This window comes from Mesorhizobium sp. M1D.F.Ca.ET.043.01.1.1 (genome assembly GCF_003952385.1).
GTDB lineage: Bacteria > Pseudomonadota > Alphaproteobacteria > Rhizobiales > Rhizobiaceae > Mesorhizobium.
Map to the genome: position 1 here is coordinate 410,281 of NZ_CP034444.1, position 21,564 is coordinate 431,844.

Consider the following 21,564-nt stretch of genomic DNA (forward strand, 5'->3'; position numbering starts at 1 on the left):
TTGCTGCGATCACATCTTCACTTCGAGGCGCAGGAACGGCCCCTGGAATACCTGATTGTCGTGGTCTGCGTTTACCAGCAGTTTGTGCCACGCTTCGATCTTGTAGCCTGCGGTGAACGTGGTGTTCACCATCGGCGTCCAGCTCACACCGAGCGATGCATCGACGTTGGACACCGTCTCGCCCGAGCCTTCGTTGAACAGCGTCTCGGAAGCGTGCTCATTGGGATTTGTCTGCGTGACATTGACACCAACTCGGTCGATACGCCGGCCCCACATGACCGCGCCTGAGACGGCGCCCGTGAGGCCCCAGTTCTCGCCGACCGGATAGTAGCCGTCAGCACCGACCCGGGGGCCGATGCCCCAGTATTCCGCCGTACCGATCTTGTCCGCAGAGATGCCTTTATCGGCAGGATTGGTCGGCGTGAACTTCTCGTACAAATTGAATACCGTTTCGTCGGAATGCACGAGCCGCAGGCCGCCGAAGAAGCGGATATCGGCCTGCTGAACCTTGACATGCTTGCCGATGTCAAAATCGAACGTCTGGAAGTTGTAGTCGTCGTTGAAACCAATAGTCCCCGTGCCCTCTGAAGGACTCGTCACGGGAAACTCGTCCAAGACGATTGACCGCTTCTTGCCGATATGAAAAGTGCCGGCAAGACGCCAATCCAAGTCCGGAGAAATCTGCTTGGTTAGCGCGACCGAGCCAGAGTAGTCGCCATTGCTATTACCCAGCTTGTCGCTACTCAGCTTGTCGTCTTTATGGACATTGTTCCAGAAGTACGAGCCCTCGAACGACATCTTGATGCGCGAATCGATGACGCTCTGGTCCGATGGCTGCGCCTCTGTTGCGTGAGCCGTGGCCATACCCATCGTTGTCACCGAGGCGGCCGATGCCGCCATCGTCGCCAAAAGTTTACCCTTGCCTTGCGTATGCATTTCAGCCCCCACCCAGAACCCAGCCCCGTGTGTTATTGCAGACAAGTTTATAAAGGCATATTGCCGCTACGGCGCGCCAACAACTTTACAGCGTCACTGTCACGTCTTTGCAACAATAGCGCACATTGTCGGTTGAGAGGGACGCCGCCGGGGGCGTTCCGACATGGAGGTAGGGTGAGCGATCCCACGCAAATCGAAGGCATGCTCAACAATCTCGTCTACAACCTGTTCGCGCAAAGCGGGCAGGATGACCGGCGGGGTGCCGGTCCCAAGGAGATCGGCAACCTCGTCGTGTTCGACCACCCGGAGAGTGTCGACAAGATCGCCAAGGCCCCCGCCTTGTTCCGCAAGAACTTCTCACTGATTTCGGCGCTCGGCTTCAGCCGCTTCAACACCAATGACGATGAGTGGGCCACGCGGCGAGCGATCACGCAGGACCGTTACCTCGCGGCGGCGAAGCCCGCCCACAATCAAAGCGTGCACGACATCTTCGCCGCATGCCTCGCCGGCTGCGAGACATCGCTCGCCGGCATCCAGCAGGGGCTGTTCGCCGGGGCCATGACCATCTTCTACCGGGCATTCGGACTTGCGGCGGAGGTTCGGCCCACGGCCGCGCTGCTCGACCGGGTGCGCGTCGTGCTGCGGCGGCTGCAATACTATTCCTGGGTGACTCCCACCAATGCAGAGCGCAACAGCGCCATCGGCGACGCCCGAGCGGTCGTAGCCGATTTCGGCGCGCAGATCATGGCGGACCGGCAGGCGGCGGCGGAAATGGATCGCTTCTCGGAGCAGGCCAGTGAAATCGAAGGCTTTTCTCCGATCGAGGAGTTCGTGATGAATCTCTTCGCCGGAATCGAGACCACCGTGACGACGGTGCTTTGGGTGCTGGACAGGCTCGGCGCCAACCAGAAGGTGCAGGAGCGCATCCATGATGAAATCTCCGGCGACAGGCCGCAGACGCCATTCACCGACTGCTTCATCAACGAGACGATGCGATATTTTCCGCCGATCCCATTCCTGACCCGCGAAGTGAGCACGAGCACGGATCTGGACGGCACGGCGTTGCGCGCCGGGCAGCTTGTCATGCTTTCTGTCGTCGGCGTGCACCAGCATCCCGAGTTCTGGGAAAATCCGAGGACCTTCGATGCCAGCCGCAAGGAGTTCATCGACAACAGTTTTGACCGTCGCGCCTTCATCCCCTTCCTAACCGGACCGCGTATGTGCGGCGGCGCACGCCTCGGCCGGCTCGAGGTCGAGCAAGCGGTTCGCGCGGTGGTGCGGCAATTCGCATTCGCCCGTGCCGACGATATTATCCGCTTCGATTATGCGCTGGCGCTGCGCCCGGCGAGCGGTATGTCGGTAACGGTGTCAAGGCGCTGACGGGCTCCGATCCGCCGCGACGGGCATGTCGCGCCAAAGGTCCCGGATCAAAGCTCCGAATTGCCTTGCAACAAGCGTCTTTACGGCCGTATCGTTGCCATAGCGCCTGCTTTCGGCTGCGGCCGCCCTGTCCAGGTCGTGGGCCGGAAACCAGTTTCGCATCGTCGCGCGCACATTTTCATAGGGGTCAGTGACAAAGTCCTCATAAGCGACATGGACTACCCTCGCCGCATCGATGGTCGAGAGGTAGCTCCGCCACCTTGCCTCGCAGTCCGCAATGTGTCGCACCGTGTCGATGACGGCCTTCTGGCTTATTGTCTGCAATTTCGGGATTCCTGGCAGCATTTCCGCACCATCGAAGGGCTGGCCGGTATAGAGCATCGAAAGCAGGCTGACCGTCTGATCAACCTTGTTGCGCCTGGACAGAAAAACGTAGAACGAATTGGCGCTGTCCCTACCGATCGAGCGATGGGCAAAATCCAGATTGCCGAGGAACAGCTTTGCGGCGAACACGCCGTTCACCGAGCGCTTTTCCAGGAGGTGCCTTCCGTATGAGGCGGCCAGGCGGTCGAGCGCCAAGTGGTCAATCGTATCTTCCCCGGTCCAGCGCCGCAGGAGCGGTACGGCAAATTGCCACTGGAAGTATTCGGTCGGCTGGCCGAGCCCGAAATGCCGCATCACCATACAGTAGGTATGGCCGGCAGTTCGCGGCGTCGTGCAGATCAAGACCCTGGCCGGATCGCGTGACGAACCAGGCCCGTCGAAAGCGGCCGAAAGCAGCCTGCTATACGCCGCCTCGAAGTGCATTTCCGGTTTCGCCAAGCCGACCTCGCTCAAACCGCCGAGAGAAAGCCGAGGATCAAGAAAAGCTGATCAGGCGTCATCAACGGCAGCGGGTTGCCCGCATGCATATTGTCGACGACGCAGAAATCAGGCCGGGCGCGACGCGTTCGTTGCAAGGCCTCCCTGTCGACTAACTCGCTATCGCTTCCGTACGTGAGCATGATCCGTGCGTCGAGCTTGGCCACCATGGGAAACAAGTCGTACTCGCGCCCGGCCATCGCTTCGAAATTTCCGGTGGTGGCGGGATCGAACGCCAGTCGAAAACCGCTCGGACCTGCGGCAATCCTACTATCGATGAAGCGGTCCAAAACCGGCTGTTCGATCTGCCCCACGCCTGGATTTGCAGCGCGAAGATATTCCCTCGCTGCCGCGCGCGTTTCGAAAGTGAGCCTGCTTTGCTGGATCGCATCTCGCCGCAACGCGTCGGTTCTTGGCCCGCCAATCATTGGAACGTCATTGAGGACAATCTTATCGACGCGGCCACGATTCGCGTACAGAAACAGGATCAGGATCAGCCCGCCCCATGATGTGCCGATGAAATGGTTCTCCTTGCCGGCAAACTGACCGAGAGCACGCAAGCACCTGGAATAGAGATCGATGTCGTAACCCGCGCCAAGATACGCGCTGCGCCCGCGTCCGAGCAGATCAGGGCAGATCACCAGATAGCTGTTGCGGCAAAGGAAGGCCGCAAGATAGTCGAAATCGGCGCCGTTTCCGGTAAAACCGTGGAGGCAATAGACGGTCCCACGAGCCTGGCCGGCCGGCTGCCATATACGCACGAACATCGAAGCATAACGGTCGCCGAGGCGGATCAGAATCTCCTGGGTGAGCCCCTCGCCGAATGCAGCCTGGTCCATCACGCGCCACGCTTGCGCACGGCGCGCTTCATGGCGCCGCGCGCATCGATGAAGTCGCGCTTCCAGTAGACGGATTTGTCGAGATTGAGCAGCTTCGCCTCCTTGATCAGCGGCAGGATGTGCGAGGACGAGCGCGTAGCCATAACGGTCGCGGCAATTGCGCTGCCGCCAGGATCGGGATTGAGCGGGCCATTGTTCGCGACCCATGTTTCGGCGATCTCGCGGCTGGTCACGACCCAGCCGACGTAAGCGACGATCGCGTCGTCAATGGCACCGATAAGGTGCGATTGCTGCTCGATCTGGTAGCGCAACGACTTCACCATCTGGCCGAATTCGTAGCCGTCGAAGGGCGGATGGTGCGCAATGAAGTTGCAGACCAGACCAAGCGAGAACGGATTGAAAGGAACGCGGGTGAAAAGAAGCTTGCTCATACGGACAACATGGCGTTTCAAACGGGCGCGAGAATATGATGAGGAACCAAGGCGGGGCTAGAGGGAAAAGAGCGACGCGAATACGCTAGTCGTCGCGATCTTGACTGCAGTAGCAGCCTGCTTCTGGTAGGAGAACATCATGCGCAAGCTTATCGTCACCGAATTCATCAGCGTCGACGGCATCGCCGAGGTCGAGAAGCTGCCGAGCGTGACCTGGAACGACGAGATGAACGCGTTCAAGGAGGACGAGCTTGCCGACAGCGGCGCAATGCTTCTCGGGCGCACGACCTACGAGATCTTCGCCGGCTCATGGCCAAAGGAAACGGGAGACTTCGCCGAGCGCTTCAACGCGCTGCCTAAATATGTCGCCTCGACGAGGCTGACGGCGCTCGACTGGCAGCCGGCCGAGCTGCTCGAAGGTCACCTGCCCGAAGCGGTCGCCAGGCTGAAGCAAGAAAGCGGCGGCAACATCTATGTGCACGGCAGCTTGAGCATCGCCCGGCAGTTGCTCGGCCACGGCCTTGTCGACCGCCTGAGGCTGCTTGCCTATCCCGGCGCTGTCGGCCAGGGCAAGCCGCTGTTCCCGTCCGACAAGCCGCTTGCGCTGGAGCTGGTCTCGGCCGTGCCGTTCAGCAACGGCGTGGTGGCGCTGGAGTATGCAACAGTGGCGAAACCGTGAGGACGCCACCGTCCAGGCAACGACGATGCTGACGGACGTGTCACGTCTGCATTCGGCTCAGTCTCACTCCTCCCTGAAGGCGTGAGCAAAGCTGTCGGCAAAAGGCTGGAAGAGATATTCGAGCATGGTGCGTCGCCCCGTCACGATGGACACATCGACGGGCATCCCCGGATACAGCTTCACGCGCGGAAGCTTCTTGACCTCATCGGCGTCCACTTCGACGGTGGCTCTGAAAAACGTCGCTCCGCTGCGCTCGTCGACCTCCGCGTCGGCCGAGACACGGGTAAGGGCGCCTTCCAGCGTGGGCGTGATCCTCTGCTTGTAGGCAACGAGACGCACCGTCGCTGGCAGACCGGGGCGAACGACATCGATATCCAACGGCTGAATCTTGACGTCCAGCACCATCTTGTCCTGATCGGGAACGAGATCAAGAATGATGCCGCCGGGAGGCACGACCCCGCCCTGTGTGAAGTACCGAAGGTTCATCACCACCCCGTCTTCCGGCGCGACGACATCCCGGCGCGCTGCGCGCGCATCAGTCTTCAGAAGGACCTTTTCGAGCTCAGAGCGTTTGGTCTGAACATCACGAAGGTCCTCGGCGGCCTTCTTGATATACGAGAGTCGGCCATTATCGATCTGTGCGTCTGCCTCGGCGACCTGCTGTCGCAGGCTTCCTATACTCGCCCGGTTCGCGTCAGCCTCGCCCTGGGCAACGATGATCTGCCGCTCGAGCTGGAGCACGCGAGACTTCACCCCGTAGCCTTTCTTGAGAAGCGTACGGGCGTCCGCCAGCTCTTCCCGCAGAGACGGCAACTGGATCTCGAAGGCCCCAACTCTCGCGGCGAGCGCCGACATTTGCGCCTGGTACTGGGCGATCCGCTGCTGCCAGACCTCGACCTCCGACGCCTGCACCTTGGCCTGATCCTGGAAGATGCGCTCCTGTCCGGCCATGGCCTCGGCGACAGCCTGCTCGCTTCGCCTGGACGACAAGTCCGCCGGGAAGGGAATTGTGCTCAGGCCGTCGCGCTGCGCCGTCAGGCGGGCTTCGCTGGCGAGCGCGGAGTCGAGCTCGCCGCGCACGGCATCGCGATCGGACGCCGCGTCGAGCCCGTCAAGGCGCACCAATGTCTGGCCCTGTTTGACCGCATCACCCTCGCGGACCAGGATTTCCCGGATGATGCCGCCTTCCAGGTGCTGTACGGTCTTGCGGTTGCTGTCGACCTTCACCACACCCGGCGCGACCGCCGCGCTGGTCAGCGGCGCTGTCGCCGCCCAGAGGCCGAAGCAGCCGAACAATAAGCCGATGACGGTCAGACCGCCGAACACATGGGCGCTAATCGCTGGCCAGGCGTGCGGCGGAGGCGGCATTTCCAATGGCAGGGCAGCTTCCGTCACGATCCGGTCCTTTCGGAGCTCACGACCCGCACCTGCGGCGCGGCGGACTGCTGCTCGGGACGGCGCAGTTGCGCGAGCACGCCGTCGCGCGGACCGAACATCTGCGGCTGGCCTTCGTTGAGCACCAGCACGCAGTCCACATGTGCCATCAGCGTCGGCCGGTGGGCGACGATGACCACGGTCGAGCCTGCCTCCTTCATCGAGGCGATCGCCTGGTTCAGCGCTTCCTCCCCGATCGCGTCAAGATTGGAGTTCGGCTCGTCCAGCACCACCAATGGCGGACGTCCGTAGAGCGCGCGGGCAAGCCCTATGCGCTGGCGCTGCCCGCCGGAGAGCACCGAGCCCTGCTCGGCGATCTCGGTATCGTATCCTTTAGCGAGCCTGAGGATCATCTCGTGCACGCCAGCCATCTTTGCCGCGGCGACGACCATCGTCGGGTCGCCTGCTTCCATCCGGGCGATGTTCTCGCGGACGGTACCCGGAAAGAGCTCAACATCCTGCGGCAGGTAGCCCACATGGCGGCCGAAATCGGCCCGGTTCCAGGCAAAAACGTCGGCGCCGTCGAGCCGCACCTGGCCATGCTGTGGCGAAGCCATCCCGACGATCAGCCGAGCGAGCGTCGACTTACCCGCCGCCGATGGGCCGATAATGGCCAGCACCTGGCCAGACGAGAGCGAAAAGGTGACGTTCTTCAAAACCGGCGCCCTGGCTCCGGCCGGCGCAAAGGTCACGGCTTCGACCGAAAGCTGTCCCCGGGGCCTCGGCAGTTCCATCCCGGCCGGGCGGAGCGGCGGAGCCTCGAACAGTCGGTCGAGCCGGCCCCACGCCTCGCGCGCGCCGGCCGTCTGCTTCCAGGTGGCGATGGCCTGCTCGACCGGGGCGAGCGCGCGCGACATGATGATCGAGGACGCGATCATGGCGCCGGGCGAGACCTCGTGGCGGAGCGACAGCCAGGCGCCGAGCCCCAGCACGGCGACCTGCAGGAACATCCGGAACGGCTTGGTGAAGGCGTTGATCAGCCCCGCGCGGTCGCTGGCGATCGTCTGCAGCGCCAGCACGGAGGCATTGGCGGCGTCCCAGCGCCTGGCGAGCACGCCGCCCATGCCCATGCCGTCGATCACCTCGGCATTGCGGAAGCCGGCATCCGCCGCCTGGTAGGCGCGCGCCGAAACCGCATTGGCCTGCTTAAGCATGCCGGCGGTCAGCGCGTTGTTGGCGAGCGCGAGACCAAAGAGGATGACCGCGCCGCCTAGCGCCAGAAGCCCGAGCAGCGGATGCAGCAGGAAGATGAAAGCGAGGTAGAGCGGCATCCACGGCGCGTCGAAAAGCGCCATGATGCCGCCGCCGCCGAGATAGCCGCGCAGCGTGGCGAGGTCGCGCAGCGCGTCGGTGCGGTAGGGCGAGCCGCGCAACGCGTTCTCGAGCCCACGGCCCAGCACCTGCGGCGACAGCACGCGGTCGATCCAGGTACCGAGTTGCACCAAGAGTCGCGAGCGGAAGAATTCGAGCGCGCCCATCGCAGCGAGCGCCGCCGCCGCGATAAGCGTCAAGTAGACGAGCGTCTCGACGCTGCGGCCGGGCAGCACGCGATCATAGACCTGCAGCATGTAGACCGAGGTCGACAATACCAGCAGGTTGATGACGAAGCTGAACCCCGCCACCGCGGCGAAACCGCCGCGGCAGCGAGAGAGGGCGATATGCAGCGGGTTGGTCATCGCAAGCACCGGCGCGATTGCATAGAGGGTTCCGTTCAGGTCCACTCGACGAACTTGGTGTTGTCGAGCCCAAGCAACTGCGTCAGCGTCGTCACGTCATCCAGCGTGGCCACGTGGACGCGGCCTCCCGTATCGCTCCAATTTGCGTCGAACCAAATTTCGCCCTTGCCAGTGTCGCTGTTGAAAACGGCGACGTAGGCATTGGCGGCGCCGCCTGTGCCGTTGATGATCTGCGAACTGGTCTGGGCCGTCTGGATTTCCACCACCTTGTTGGTGTCGCCGGCCGCGATGTTGGCGATGGCGGTCTTGTTCAGATAATCGGAGGCACTGAGCGCGATGCCTGCGGCGGTCGCACTGGTGGTGGCCGCGTTCCAGCCATCGGCCCCCTGCTGGAGGCCAATCGTGTGGCCTCCAACAAGGAAGTCCAGAATGGTGTCGGTGCCGTTCTGGCTCGGAGCAATCATCCGGAATTGGTCATTTCCGCTGCCGCCCAGCAGCACATCATCGCCGCCGCCGCCGCTCATGATGTCGTTTTGCTGGCCCCCGAGCAGATAGTCGCGTCCGGCGCCGCCGGTCAGCGTATCGCCACCGTTGTAGCCAGCAACGATGTCGCTGCCGCTTCCGCCCGAGAGAGTATCGCTGGTATTTCCGTTGATCCCGACAAGCACATGAAAATCCGCGCTGGTCTGGTTGTTAGCCTGATCCGTGACAGTCACGTGGACAGTATAGTCGCCGATGCCTGCGCTCGATTGAGACGCCGTCAGATTGCCGGCCGAGTCGACAGAGACGTTCGTCGCCGGAAGAGCGTTGTTGGAGGTCGCAGAGTAGCTGAACGTGAACTGGTCCGTGGCATCCGGATCGCCCAGCTCGATGAAATGACCCAACAGGGCAGCGTTTCCGCTCTGCGTCGGCACGAAATCGATGCCGGTCGGCCCGCCAAGGTCGCTGAGGTCGTTGTCGGTGATCGTGCCCACCCCTTGCGTGTCGGAAATCGTCGCGTTGGTCGGGTTGCTGAGGTTGACGTAAAACTGCTCCGTCTGTTCGAACACCGCGTTGTCGACGATCGTCAGGGTGATGGTCTTGCTCGTTTCGCCAACCGCGAAGCTGAGCGTGGCGCTCAGCGCGTCGGGTCCGGCAGCGTAGTCGCCGCCGGCCAGGGCGGTGCCAGGCGCCACCTGGTAATCCACCGTAGCCGGAAGCGCCGTCGCGCCCGTCTTGGTGACCGTGAAGGTGATCGTTCCGTCCGCCTCGCTGACCGTAACGTCGTTGATGGAGAAGCTCGGCGGGGAATCGTTGTCGGTGATGGTCACCGTCGCGGTGTCGCTGGTGTCGAGGTTCTCGTAGTTGCCGCCGCTCGTGCCGCTGATGCCGACCTGATAGCTGGTGCCGTCGCCATAGACATTGTTGTCGGCGACCGCAAAGGCCGTCGAGACGCCGCTGGTCTGGCCGACCGCGATGGTGACGCTGGCGCCGTTGTAGAGGTTGATCACCAGAGGCGTGTCGGTGACGGCACTGGCGACATGCGCGGTGATCGTCGCCGTGCCCGCGCCTTCGTCGACGCTGACGTCGTCCAGCGTGACGGCGGTGGTGTCGACGGTGTCGGTGACGTGGGCCGTCGCCGTGCCGGTGCCGACCACCAGGTGCTCGAAGTTGCCGCCCGCGGTGCCGGTGATGGTGGCCGTCAGGCTGGAGCCGTCGTTGTAGACGTCCTCGCCGTTGCCCGACGCGATCGTCAGCGTGCCGGTGGTCTGGCCGTCGGCAATGGTGATGTCGCCGTGGTCGGTGTGGACCGTGGTGACGCCCTGCGAGGCATTGCTCAGCGTCGCCGTGAACACGTAGTCGGCGACCGCGCCCTCGGCGACCGTCGAGGCGCTGAGGTCGACCGTCGCGTCGGTCGTGGTGTCGGTGACGTGGGCCGTCGCCGTGCCGGTGCCGACCACCAGGTGCTCGAAGTTGCCGCCCGCGGTGCCGGTGATGGTGGCCGTCAGGCTGGAGCCGTCGTTGTAGACGTCCTCGCCGTTGCCCGACGCGATCGTCAGCGTGCCGGTGGTCTGGCCGTCGGCAATGGTGATGTCGCCGTGGTCGGTGTGGACCGTGGTGACGCCCTGCGAGGCATTGCTCAGCGTCGCCGTGAACACGTAGTCGGCGACCGCGCCCTCGGCGACCGTCGAGGCGCTGAGGTCGACCGTCGCGTCGGTCGTGGTGTCGGTGACGTGGGCCGTCGCCGTGCCGGTGCCGACCACCAGGTGCTCGAAGTTGCCGCCCGCGGTGCCGGTGATGGTGGCCGTCAGGCTGGAGCCGTCGTTGTAGACGTCCTCGCCGTTGCCCGACGCGATCGTCAGCGTGCCGGTGGTCTGGCCGTCGGCAATGGTGATGTCGCCGTGGTCGGTGTGGACCGTGGTGACGCCCTGCGAGGCATTGCTCAGCGTCGCCGTGAACACGTAGTCGGCGACCGCGCCCTCGGCGACCGTCGAGGCGCTGAGGTCGACCGTCGCGTCGGTCGTGGTGTCGGTGACGTGGGCCGTCGCCGTGCCGGTGCCGACCACCAGGTGCTCGAAGTTGCCGCCCGCGGTGCCGGTGATGGTGGCCGTCAGGCTGGAGCCGTCGTTGTAGACGTCCTCGCCGTTGCCCGACGCGATCGTCAGCGTGCCGGTGGTCTGGCCGTCGGCAATGGTGATGTCGCCGTGGTCGGTGTGGACCGTGGTGACGCCCTGCGAGGCATTGCTCAGCGTCGCCGTGAACACGTAGTCGGCGACCGCGCCCTCGGCGACCGTCGAGGCGCTGAGGTCGACCGTCGCGTCGGTCGTGGTGTCGGTGACGTGGGCCGTCGCCGTGCCGGTGCCGACCACCAGGTGCTCGAAGTTGCCGCCCGCGGTGCCGGTGATGGTGGCCGTCAGGCTGGAGCCGTCGTTGTAGACGTCCTCGCCGTTGCCCGACGCGATCGTCAGCGTGCCGGTGGTCTGGCCGTCGGCAATGGTGATGTCGCCGTGGTCGGTGTGGACCGTGGTGACGCCCTGCGAGGCATTGCTCAGCGTCGCCGTGAACACGTAGTCGGCGACCGCGCCCTCGGCGACCGTCGAGGCGCTGAGGTCGACCGTCGCGTCGGTCGTGGTGTCGGTGACGTGGGCCGTCGCCGTGCCGGTGCCGACCACCAGGTGCTCGAAGTTGCCGCCCGCGGTGCCGGTGATGGTGGCCGTCAGGCTGGAGCCGTCGTTGTAGACGTCCTCGCCGTTGCCCGACGCGATCGTCAGCGTGCCGGTGGTCTGGCCGTCGGCAATGGTGATGTCGCCGTGGTCGGTGTGGACCGTGGTGACGCCCTGCGAGGCATTGCTCAGCGTCGCCGTGAACACGTAGTCGGCGACCGCGCCCTCGGCGACCGTCGAGGCGCTGAGGTCGACCGTCGCGTCGGTCGTGGTGTCGGTGACGTGGGCCGTCGCCGTGCCGGTGCCGACCACCAGGTGCTCGAAGTTGCCGCCCGCGGTGCCGGTGATGGTGGCCGTCAGGCTGGAGCCGTCGTTGTAGACGTCCTCGCCGTTGCCCGACGCGATCGTCAGCGTGCCGGTGGTCTGGCCGTCGGCAATGGTGATGTCGCCGTGGTCGGTGTGGACCGTGGTGACGCCCTGCGAGGCATTGCTCAGCGTCGCCGTGAACACGTAGTCGGCGACCGCGCCCTCGGCGACCGTCGAGGCGCTGAGATCGACCGTCGCGTCGGTCGTGGTGTCGGTGACGTGGGCCGTCGCCGTGCCGGTGCCGACCACCAGGTGCTCGAAGTTGCCGCCCGCGGTGCCGGTGATGGTGGCCGTCAGGCTGGAGCCGTCGTTGTAGACGTCCTCGCCGTTGCCCGACGCGATCGTCAGCGTGCCGGTGGTCTGGCCGTCGGCAATGGTGATGTCGCCGTGGTCGGTGTGGACCGTGGTGACGCCCTGCGAGGCATTGCTCAGCGTCGCCGTGAACACGTAGTCGGCGACCGCGCCCTCGGCGACCGTCGAGGCGCTGAGGTCGACCGTCGCGTCGGTCGTGGTGTCGTGGACCGCCACTGTCGCGGTGTCGCTGGTGTCGAGCTGCTCGTAGTTGCCGCCGCTCGTGTTGCTGATGCCGAGGTTCAGCGTGCTGGCGTCATTGTAGGGGTCATCACCCGGCGCGGCGAACGTCACCTGGCCCTGGGTCTGGCCGTCGAGGATGGTGATGGTGGCACCGTTCGACAGCGTGATGGTGAGGTCGCCGTGCGGCGCGTGGTCGACGCTGGCCATGACCGTGATCGACCCGCCCTCGTCCACGGCCGCCGGAGCGCTGAGCGTGACGGTGGTGGTGTCCTTGTCGTCGACGATTGTGCCGACACCGTTACCGTCGGCGATGCCTACGTTGATGTTGGACCCGAGAACATTTGTCGTCGCTCCGCTGAGCGTGACGTTGAAAGTCTCGTTTGCCTCCTTGTAGTAGTCATCGATCGTCTGCACGGTCACCGTGGCCGTGGTCTGGCCGGCCGGAATGATCACATAGCCGCTGGTCGCGGTGTAGTCGGAACCGCTCGTCGCCGTGCCGTTGCCGGTGCCATAGTAGACCTTGATGTCATAAGCATAGGTATTGCTCAGGCTGACGGTGAACTGGGCATTGCCGCCTTCCGTGACGGAAGTGTCGCCGATCGCGACGGTGGGCAGCGTGTAGGCGTGGTCCGCGCTGGTGTCGACGCCCTTGATGCTGTCGCCGCCGTTCACGCTCGTCGCGCGGATGCCAAGGGTGCTGATGTCGGTCAAATTCACGCTGGCCGTATAGGTCAGCGTCTCGCCTTGGCTGATGAAAGTGGACTTGCCCTCCCCGAGCTTTCCGAGGCCCGCGCTGGAAAGGTAGTCATAGCCATCCCACACGATTCCGGTGCCGTTCATGTTGAGCGAACTGTCCGACTTCGTAAGGGTGATATTGCCATCGACGGTGGAATCGCCATCGGACCACCAAATCGCGTTCAGGTCTCCCGTGCCCTGAACCGAAGTAATGATGAACTCCGTCTGACCACCGCCCAGATCGACGGCCTGGACCGACAGCACGAAGCCGTTCTGGCTGATGGTGAACACTTTGATATCGCCGATAGACATGAACAATCTCCGTCCGTTGGCCGTGCGAGACGGCTAACTACCCATGCCGAAAGAATCGGCGCCCAGTCTTCGGGGAGAAGAAATGATCAGAATGCCATGCAACCAGGCGCAACCCGACGGCCCGGCAGTGAACGACCTGCCCATCATGGCGGTTCACAGACCAGCGGCTGCTCAATGGTGATGGCTGCGACGGCGATTGATGCCGCGCTGCGTTTCCCCTACCCCAGTAGCGCCTGACTCGTTGTTGCCGGTCGGGAGATGTTCACGCTACCCCTTTATATTAGGATATTATTAACTCTACCCCCGAAGCGTCAACAGCCAATTCGGAGAAGAGTTAATGACAAAGCGCGTACTTGTACGCTTTTGTGGATAAACTTCGCTGATTGGAATGCAACCGCGAATCAGGGGCGCCCGCGCTGGGTGGCGAATCGACCCGACCTAACCCCTCACACCGCCTTCTTGCCGCGCTTGCCGCCATGCTCCGCGACCGCCTTCTCAACGGCGCGCTTCAGCTCGTTCTTGATCTCGACGGTGTCGGCCAGCAGCGTCTCGATCCGCAAGAAATCGAGCACGCGGTATTTCGAGACGGCAGGGCGGATGAGGATGTCAGGCGGGTGCTGCCTCAACTTGTTGGCGATGATCGACTGCATCATCAGCTGCGTGGCGCCATACATCAGGTCGACCGTGGTCGGATGCTTGCGCTCGACATCGCTCGGCGCGCCGACCACGTCGATGGCGATGATGATGTCGGCATCCTTCTCGACGAGATCGAAGGGCACCGGGTTGTAGATGCCGCCGTCGATCAGCACCCGGCCGTCTCGCGTCACCGGGCGGAACACTGCCGGAATGGCGGCCGAGGCCGCCAGCGCCGATTGCAGATCGCCTTCGGCGAAGACCGCGAGCTTGTGGCCAAAATAGTCGGTCGCGGTGACTTTCAGCGGGATCTTCAGCTCTTCGAAGGTGGCGGGAATGGCGTCGGGCAGGAAGGCCTTCAGGATGCGCTCGACATTGAACTGGCCGACGCGGATGCCGCCCTGCATGGCCTCGGCGATCGTGCCCGGCCGCGAGCGCCACATGCGCGCGGCCACCTCGGCGCGGCTGCCGAGGATCGAGCGGCTGTAGGCGTGGATTTCGGCGCCCGTCATGCCGGCGGCCATACCGGCGCCCATGATGGCGCCGATCGAAGAGCCGGCGATCGCCACCGGCCTGATGCCGAGTTCGTCCAGCGCCTCGATGGCATGGATATGCGCCAGCCCCCGCGCGCCGCCGCCGCCGAAGGCTACCGCGAAGGTCGGGCTCATCCCTTGCCGCTCCCCGCCACCTGCACCAACGGCGGTCCGATCACCATCACCGCGGGCTCGGCCGACAGCAACCTCTTCGCCGCAGCCTTGACGTCTGCAAGCGTCACCGCGTCGATCAGCGCGGCGCGGCGCTTGATATAGTCGATGCCGAGATGGTCGAGCTGCAGCTCGACCAGCGTCGCGGCAATGGAGCCGGAGGAGTCCAGGTTGTTGATCGCGTAGGCGCCGATCATGTATTTCTTGGTTGCGGCAAGCTCCTCCTCGGTCGGCCCCTTCTCAGCCATCTCCTTCACCACCTGGCGCACGATCGAGAGCGTCTCGGCGGCGCGGTCGGAGCGCGTCGCTGTGGTCACCAGCAGCGCGTTGGAATGCTCGTGGTCGACGAGGTCGGAGCTGACGCCATAAGCCAGGCCGCGCTTCTCGCGCACCTCCTCGTAAAGCCGCGACGTAAATGTCGAGCCGCCAAGGATCTCGTTCGTCAGCACCGCCGCGTAGAAATCGGGATCGCTCCGTTTCACGCCTGGCCAGGCAAGCTGCAGCGAGGTCTGCGGCAGGTCGTAGTTCACTTCCAGCTGCTGGCCAAGCTTGGGCGCGACGTCGGCGACCGGGGCCAGCGTCTGCTTGTCCGGCAGGTCGCCGAACACCTCGTCCAGCCTGCCGCCCAGCGTGGCGGCGTCGATATCGCCCACCACCGCCACATGCAGGCCGTCGCGGGCGAAATTCGCTTTGTGGAAAGCCCTGAGGTCATCGGCGGTGATGGTGGCGAGGCTCTGCTTGGTGCCCTGGTCCGGCCGCGCATAGGGATGCTCGCCATAGATCGCGCGCAGCCAGCGCTGCTGGGCGATCGTGTCGGGATCGCGCTCATTGGCGAGGATGCCGGAGAGTATCTGGGCGCGGACGCGGTCGACCGGCGCCTTATCGAAGCGCGGGCTGTTCACCGCCAGCTTCAGCAGGCCAAAAGCCTCATCCTTCTCTTCGGACAGCATGCGCATCGAGCCATAGGTGCCGTCGCGCCCCGCCTGAAAACTCATCTCCGCGCCAGCATCGTCGAGCTTCAGCTGGAAGGCCTCGCTGTCGAGGTCGCCGGCGCCTTCGTCGAACAGGCCGGTCATCAAATTGTCGAGGCCTTCCTTGCCGGCGGGGTCCTGCGCGGTGCCGCCATCGAAGACGAAACGGATGGCAACCAGCGGGATCGAATGGTCTTCCACCAGCCAGGCGGTGATGCCCTTCTTCGACTTCACCTCCTGGATATTCATCTCCGCGTGGGCGGCCAGCGCCGGCAAGAGCAGGAAGAAGAGGGCAAAGCAGAAGGTGGCGAAGATGCGGTAGACCGTGCCTTCTCCGCTTGTGGGAGAAGGTGGATCGGCGCGCAGCGCCGAGACGGTTGAGGGGTGTTGGACGGATCGCCGTTCTTGCCAAGCTGGAGCACCCCTCATCCGACCTCGCTTTGCGAAGTCACCTTCTCCCACAAGGGGAGAAGGGAAGAACGTGCGGCTCATCCGGTCAAAAACCACGCTCATCATCAGTTCCCCGCCTGTTGCTGCGGCAGGAGGTAGCCGGTCGTCGAACGGTCTAGCATCAGGTAGCGGGCGGCCGCCGCCTTGATCTCTGCGGCTGTCACCTTGCGGATGCGGTCCGGCCATTCCTCAACATCCTTCACATTGCCGCCGGTGGCGAGCGTCGAGCCGTACATATTGGCCATGTCGTCCTGCTTGTCGCGGGCAAAGATCATCGAGCGGACGTAGCGCGCCTTGGCCCGCTCCAGTTCGTCATCGGTCACCCCGTCCTTGACGATGCGCGCGATCTCGGCGTCGACGGCAGCTTCGACGTCGGCAAGCTTGGCGTCGCCGCGCGGAGAGCCGTAGACGCTGAAGTTGGTGGCGTCGAGCATGGTGCCCTGGAAGAACGCGCCGGCCTCGGAGGCGATGCCCTGCTTGACCACCAGCTGCTGATATAGCCGGCTGCGATTGTCGCCGCCCAGGATCGCGGCCAGAAGATCGAGCGCCTCGGCCTCGCCGGGCTTGGCGGTATGATAGGACGGCACCACCCATTGCTTGGAAAAGCTCGGCACCGAGACGCGCGCGTCGGTGAGCGTCACCGTGCGCCGCGTGTTCTGCTCCGGCTCGACCGGGCGGATACGCGGCCGCAGATCCGGCCCGCGCGCGACCTTTCCGTAAGTCCTTTCGGCCATCGCCTTCACCGCGTCCGGATCGACATCGCCGGCGACGATCACCACGGCGTTGTTCGGCCGGTAGAAGGTGTCGTAAAAAACCTTGGCGTCCTCGCGGTTCAGCTGCTCCATCTCCTGCATCCAGCCGATCACCGGAATGCGGTAGGGCTGGTTCTGCCAGAGCGTCGCGTCCACCTCCTCGTCGAGCACCGCCTGCGGATTGCTGTCGATGCGTGAGCGGCGCTCCTCCAGGATCACGTCGCGCTCGGTCTTGATGACGTCGTCGGTGAGGACGAGGTTGCGCATACGGTCGGCCTCGAACCCCATCATCTGCTCGAGTGCCGAAGGAGGCACCGTTTCATGGAAGGCGGTGTAATCGTAGGATGTGAAGGCGTTGTTCGAGCCGCCGATGTCGGCCACGGCGCGGTCGAACTCGCCGGCGGCGTGGTTGGCGGTCGCCTTGAACATCAGATGCTCGAAGAAATGCGCGATGCCGGATTTGCCGGGCGGCTCGTCGGCGCTGCCGATCTTGTACCAGACCATATGCGTGACGATCGGGGCGCGATGGTCCGGAATGACGACCACCTCCATGCCGTTGTCGAGGAGGAAGTCCTTGACCTCGGCTTCGTCGGTGGCTCGCGCCGGCGCTGCGAGCGCCAGCGTGCCGGCAAGGAATGCTGCGCGCAGCCCTCTGGTTCCCAATGTCATCGAATGCTCCGGTCTCGGTCGCGCGACGATAAAAAAGCTTCACTGGCAAGGCAAAGTGAATTGTTCGTCATTTTCGAGGCGTTGCACCATCTTCTCCTCTTGCGGGAGAAGGGGCAGCCTGCCCTCACCCCACCTCGATGAACCGAATGACCGTCTCGCCGTAGTTGCGCTCATCCACTACATCGAATCCCAAGCCCGGGTCGAACGACGCCGAGGCTGCCTCCTCGACCACGCAGAGCGCGCCGGGCGAAAGCCAGCCGCCGGCCTTTGCCGAGCGCAGCGCGCGCTCGCCGAGGCCCTTGCCATAGGGCGGGTCGGCGAAGATCAGGCCGAAGGGCGAAAGCGTACCGGCTTCGCCCAAATGGGTCGCGTCGCGGCGGAAGATTTTTGTCCGGCCGGTAAGCCCGAAGGCCTCGACATTGTCGCGGATCAGGCCGCGGCCTTCCGCCGATTCCTCGATGAAGACACAGTAACAAGCGCCGCGCGACAGCGCTTCCAGCCCGAGCGCGCCGGTGCCGGCGAAGAGATCAAGCACGCGGCCGCCCTCGAGCTTTTCGGCGTAGCGATGCGCCAGCACGTTGAACACCGCCTCGCGGGTGCGATCGGTGGTCGGCCGGATGGCGTTCGAACGGGGCGTCGTCAGCGGACGCCCGCGAAGCTCACCGCCGACGATCCGCATTGCCACCCCTCGGACCCTTCGGACCGCGCGGCTTGTCGCCGCCGCCTGCCTCGGGTCGATCGCCTCCTGGTTTGCCGAACGGCTTGCCCTTGCCGCCGGGCTTGAACGATGCCTTGCGCGCCTTCGCCTCCGCGGCCTTGGCGGCATCGGCTTCCGCCCTGCCCTTGCCGATGGGGCGCGCGCCCGGCGCCATCCAGACGTTGGCCTTGCGCTGGCCCGGCGGCTCGATCGGCCGAGGCTCGCGCTTGCTGCCGCCCGGCTTGCCGCCGAAACCTCCGCGTTCGGGTTTGCCGAAGCCGGACTTGGGGCCGCGCTCGCCGAAGGCTCTTTCCGGCTTCGTTGAAAGCTTGCCCAGCGCCTCGTCGCGGCTGCCTTCGCGGCGCTTGCGGGCCTTGATCAGTCCGCCTTCGCCGATCGGCCGGCGATCGCCCTCGCGCGTGAATTTCGGCCGCTCAGCCTCGTCACGGCTCGGCTCGCTGCGCCGCACAGGCTTGTTGGAGAAGGGTTTCGTGATCTCGGCGTCGAAATTGGCGCCGGCTTCCTCGATCAGCCGCTCGCCGAGCTGCTCGCGCAGCATGCGGCCCTTGATCTCCAGCACATGGCCTTCCGGCAGATCGTTGAGCTGGAACGGCCCGTAAGAGATGCGGATCAGCCGCGTCACGTCGAGCCCAAGCGCGCCAAGAATGTTCTTCACTTCGCGGTTCTTGCCTTCGCGCAGGCCGATCGTCAGCCAGGCATTGGTGCCCTGCTCGCGGTCGAGCGAGGCCTCGATCGAACCATAGAAGACGCCGTCGACGGCGATGCCTTCACGCAGGCCGGCAAGGGCGCTCTCCTCGACCTTGCCGTGGACGCGGACGCGGTAGCGCCGCAGCCAGCCGGTGGCGGGCAGTTCGAGCACGCGCGACAGCCCGCCGTCATTGGTGAGAAGCAGCAACCCTTCGGTGTTGATGTCGAGGCGGCCGATAGTCATCAGCCGCGGCAGATCGGCAGGCAGCACGTCGAACACGGTCTTGCGGCCTTCGGGGTCGCGGTTGGTGGTAACCACGCCCGCCGGCTTGTGGAAGAGGAACAGCCGCGTGCGCTCGATCGGCGGGATCTCCGTGCCGTCGAGATGGATGACATCGTCCGGCATGACGTTGAAGGCCGGCGACGACAGCACCTTGCCGTTGACCTTGACGCGGCCGGCAGCGATCAGTTCCTCGGCGTCGCGGCGCGAGGCAATGCCGGCGCGCGCCAGCCGCTTGGCGATGCGCTCGCCAGCCTCCGGGGCTGCTTCCGACGGCCGCGGGCGCGGCTTGAAGCCGCCCTGCCCGGGCGCGGCCTCGCGCTGCGGACGATCGCTGAAATCGCGCTTTGGCCGCTCCGCGAAGTCGCGTTTGGGGCGGTCGGCGACGTCGCGCTTGGGACGGTCGAAGCGCCGTTCGGCGCGCTCGCCCTCAGCGGTCATCGGCCGGTCGCCACGCGGCGCATAAGGTTTGCGCGCGCCGTCGCGCTTCTCGAAGGGCTTGCCTTCGGGGCGCGGTCCCTTGCGGAACGGCCTTTCGCCGCGCTCGGCGCCCTCGCCCGCCTCGCGCGGCTTGTAGCTGCGCTTGAAATCCCGACGCTCGCCCTCAGCGGCCATCGGCCGGTCGCCACGCGGCGTATAAGGTTTGCGCGCGCCGTCGCGCTTCTCGAAGGGCTTGCCCTCGGGGCGCGGTCCTTTGCGGAACGGCCTTTCGCCGCGCTCGGCGCCCTCGCCCGCCTCGCGCGGCTTGTAGGTCCGCTTGAACTGCGGCTTGTCGGCTTCGGCGGCCATCGGCCTGTCGCTGCGCTGCGCGTAGGGCTTGCGCGCGCCGTCGCGTTTCTCGAAGGGCTTGCCTTCGGAGCGCGGCCCCTTGCGGAGCGGCTTGTCGCCGCGCGGCGCCGGCCCGCCTTTGCGCGGTCCCTTTTGTCGTGGTGGCTTCTTGTCGTCGTCCATATGGATCTTGCTCGTCTTGGGCTGCTACAGCGCACGCGCCCGTCGGGACGCGCAACGCAGGCAGTGTCATCTTGATTTTGCGCATGCAGCAGCGCGGCAAAAACCGATTCCGGTTTTCAGGGTCACGCGCTAGATAACAGGATCACCGTCGGGTGGCGAGGAGTAATCGGAATGGAAAGCGCGTGAAGCGGCCGGATTTCATGGCTTTGGCGCTCAAGGAGGCCGAGGCGGCCGCAAGCCGCGGCGAAGTGCCGGTCGGCGCGGTGATCGCCAACGGCAACGTTGTGGTGGCGAAGGCCGGCAACCGCACGCGCGAACTCGCCGACCCGACCGCCCATGCCGAGATGCTGGCGATCCGAGAGGCCTGCCAGAAACTCGCCAGCGAGCGGCTTACCGGTCACGACCTCTATGTGACGTTGGAGCCCTGCGCCATGTGCGCCGGCGCCATCTCCTTTGCGAGGCTGCGGCGGCTTTATTTCGGCGCCGCCGACGAGAAGGGCGGCGCGGTGGTCAACGGCGCGCGCTTCTTCGCCTTGCCTACCTGCCACCACGCGCCGGACGTCTATTCGGGGTTGGGCGAAAGCGAAGCCGCTCTCATCCTCAAGGATTTTTTCCGCGAGAGACGGAATGGCGGTGAATGGTGAATGGTTGAAGCAGGTAGTGAGTAGCAGTGAAGCAGATTGTGAGTAGTGAGTAACAGAGATCTATTCACTACTCACCATTCACTATTTAACCACTCACAGCCCCAGCCAGTCGAACCAGCCGCCGCCCTTCTTGCCTTCCGCCTGCGCCTTGAGCCGGCGCTCCTTCTTGTACTCGTCCTCGCCGAGCTCGTTCTGCGGCGCGGTGCCGGCGGCCTGACGATAGGCAAGCGGCGGCTCGCTCAGATATTTGCGGACATTGGGATCGCCCTGCTTCTGCTCGGCGAGGCGGCGCTGGATTTCGGCGGTACGGGTAGCGCTGGAATCGTCCGGCGACCAGCGCGGCGGGTGGCTCGAGGCCGAATCGGCCATCGCCTTCTTCACCGCCACAGGATCGGTCTGCACGTCCTCGACGGCTTCCGGCTGGTAGTTCGGATCGTTCTGGTGCGCGGTCGCGTCGGCGCGGATGCGGGCGCGGCGCGCTTCCGGCGATTCGGGCCAGTCGGCGCTCGCCGTCTGGATGCTTTCCTGCGGCGGCGGCAGGTTTTCCTTCTGGCCGGCAGCCGGCTTCACCAGATCTGGACGCGGCTTGTAGTCGATCGGGTCGCGATGCTTCGGCGTGATGGCGATTGCGCCGGAAACGTCATCGGCGAGCTGTTCGGCGGCGGTCTTGTCCGTTCCATAGGTCGGAGAGCCGACGCAGCCCGCCATGGCAAAGGCCGATGCCACAAGCGACGCCAGCAGCGCGGCGCGCGCGAACATTCTTCCGGTCATGCCAAAAC

At 64.8% G+C, this 21,564-nt stretch carries 16 protein-coding genes; 3 read left to right on the forward strand and 13 right to left on the reverse strand.

The window, feature by feature from the left end; all coding sequences use genetic code 11:
* Positions 1-9: 9 nt before the first annotated feature.
* A complete protein-coding gene (locus EJ067_RS02070; RefSeq protein WP_189510315.1) occupies positions 10-936 on the reverse strand; it encodes an Lpg1974 family pore-forming outer membrane protein in 927 nt (308 codons plus the stop codon).
* On the opposite strand from EJ067_RS02070, the gene EJ067_RS02075 reads away from it, so the two are divergent.
* A complete protein-coding gene (locus EJ067_RS02075; protein WP_189510317.1) occupies positions 931-2,316 on the forward strand; it encodes a cytochrome P450 in 1,386 nt (461 codons plus the stop codon). The genes EJ067_RS02070 and EJ067_RS02075 overlap by 6 nt on opposite strands.
* Here EJ067_RS02075 and EJ067_RS02080 read toward each other — a convergent pair.
* Genes EJ067_RS02080 through EJ067_RS34355 form a run of 3 tightly spaced genes read right to left on the reverse strand, consistent with a single transcriptional unit; the run spans position 2,305 to position 4,447 of the window.
* A complete protein-coding gene (locus EJ067_RS02080) occupies positions 2,305-3,123 on the reverse strand; it encodes a Stf0 family sulfotransferase (RefSeq protein ID WP_348639552.1) in 819 nt (272 codons plus the stop codon). The two genes, EJ067_RS02075 and EJ067_RS02080, sit on opposite strands and share 12 nt — an antisense overlap.
* Before the next feature lie 26 nt (positions 3,124-3,149).
* On the reverse strand, positions 3,150-4,016 hold the full coding sequence (locus tag EJ067_RS02085) for an alpha/beta hydrolase (protein WP_189510320.1): 867 nt from the start codon (positions 4,014-4,016) through the stop codon (positions 3,150-3,152).
* Positions 4,016-4,447 (reverse strand): hypothetical protein, encoded by a 432-nt coding sequence (locus EJ067_RS34355; protein WP_189510322.1) that lies wholly within the window; start codon positions 4,445-4,447, stop codon positions 4,016-4,018. Before EJ067_RS34355 ends, EJ067_RS02085 begins: the two co-directional genes overlap by 1 nt.
* Before the next feature lie 139 nt (positions 4,448-4,586).
* Between EJ067_RS34355 and EJ067_RS02095 the strand changes: the two genes are divergently transcribed.
* Positions 4,587-5,126 carry a dihydrofolate reductase family protein gene (locus EJ067_RS02095; protein ID WP_126084450.1) on the forward strand — a complete coding sequence of 180 codons (540 nt, stop codon included), beginning with the start codon at positions 4,587-4,589 and terminating at the stop codon, positions 5,124-5,126.
* Between the two features lie 63 nt (positions 5,127-5,189).
* Here the strand turns inward: EJ067_RS02095 and EJ067_RS02100 are convergent, their stop codons facing one another.
* From EJ067_RS02100 to EJ067_RS02135, 8 genes are all read right to left on the reverse strand, one after another.
* Positions 5,190-6,521 (reverse strand): HlyD family type I secretion periplasmic adaptor subunit, encoded by a 1,332-nt coding sequence (locus EJ067_RS02100; protein WP_126084451.1) that lies wholly within the window; start codon positions 6,519-6,521, stop codon positions 5,190-5,192.
* Positions 6,518-8,281, reverse strand: coding sequence for a type I secretion system permease/ATPase (locus EJ067_RS02105; RefSeq protein ID WP_245468135.1), 1,764 nt, complete (start codon positions 8,279-8,281; stop codon positions 6,518-6,520). Before EJ067_RS02105 ends, EJ067_RS02100 begins: the two co-directional genes overlap by 4 nt.
* A complete protein-coding gene (locus tag EJ067_RS02110; protein WP_126084452.1) occupies positions 8,272-13,326 on the reverse strand; it encodes an immunoglobulin-like domain-containing protein in 5,055 nt (1,684 codons plus the stop codon). Before EJ067_RS02110 ends, EJ067_RS02105 begins: the two co-directional genes overlap by 10 nt.
* A 446-nt stretch (positions 13,327-13,772) precedes the next feature.
* Positions 13,773-14,627, reverse strand: a complete 855-nt coding sequence (locus tag EJ067_RS02115) for a patatin-like phospholipase family protein (RefSeq protein WP_126084453.1) — start codon at positions 14,625-14,627, stop codon at positions 13,773-13,775.
* Positions 14,624-16,063 (reverse strand): pitrilysin family protein, encoded by a 1,440-nt coding sequence (locus EJ067_RS02120; protein WP_126084454.1) that lies wholly within the window; start codon positions 16,061-16,063, stop codon positions 14,624-14,626. Before EJ067_RS02120 ends, EJ067_RS02115 begins: the two co-directional genes overlap by 4 nt.
* An 86-nt stretch (positions 16,064-16,149) precedes the next feature.
* The gene (locus EJ067_RS02125; RefSeq protein ID WP_126084455.1) at positions 16,150-17,505 is read right to left on the reverse strand and encodes a pitrilysin family protein; all 1,356 of its coding nucleotides are present in this window, start codon (positions 17,503-17,505) and stop codon (positions 16,150-16,152) included.
* Positions 17,506-17,629: 124 nt separating this feature from the next.
* Positions 17,630-18,184 carry a 16S rRNA (guanine(966)-N(2))-methyltransferase RsmD gene (gene rsmD / locus EJ067_RS02130; RefSeq protein ID WP_126084456.1) on the reverse strand — a complete coding sequence of 185 codons (555 nt, stop codon included), beginning with the start codon at positions 18,182-18,184 and terminating at the stop codon, positions 17,630-17,632.
* Complete coding sequence (locus tag EJ067_RS02135) at positions 18,165-20,141, reverse strand: pseudouridine synthase (protein ID WP_126084457.1); 1,977 nt, start codon at positions 20,139-20,141, stop codon at positions 18,165-18,167. The genes rsmD and EJ067_RS02135 overlap by 20 nt, the downstream gene beginning before the upstream one ends.
* Positions 20,142-20,323: 182 nt before the next feature.
* Between EJ067_RS02135 and EJ067_RS02140 the strand changes: the two genes are divergently transcribed.
* Positions 20,324-20,785 (forward strand): nucleoside deaminase, encoded by a 462-nt coding sequence (locus EJ067_RS02140; protein ID WP_126084458.1) that lies wholly within the window; start codon positions 20,324-20,326, stop codon positions 20,783-20,785.
* 93 nt (positions 20,786-20,878) lie between these two features.
* On the opposite strand, the gene EJ067_RS02145 is transcribed toward EJ067_RS02140, so the two are convergent.
* Positions 20,879-21,556 (reverse strand): hypothetical protein, encoded by a 678-nt coding sequence (locus tag EJ067_RS02145; protein WP_126084459.1) that lies wholly within the window; start codon positions 21,554-21,556, stop codon positions 20,879-20,881.
* Positions 21,557-21,564: the final 8 nt, after the last annotated feature.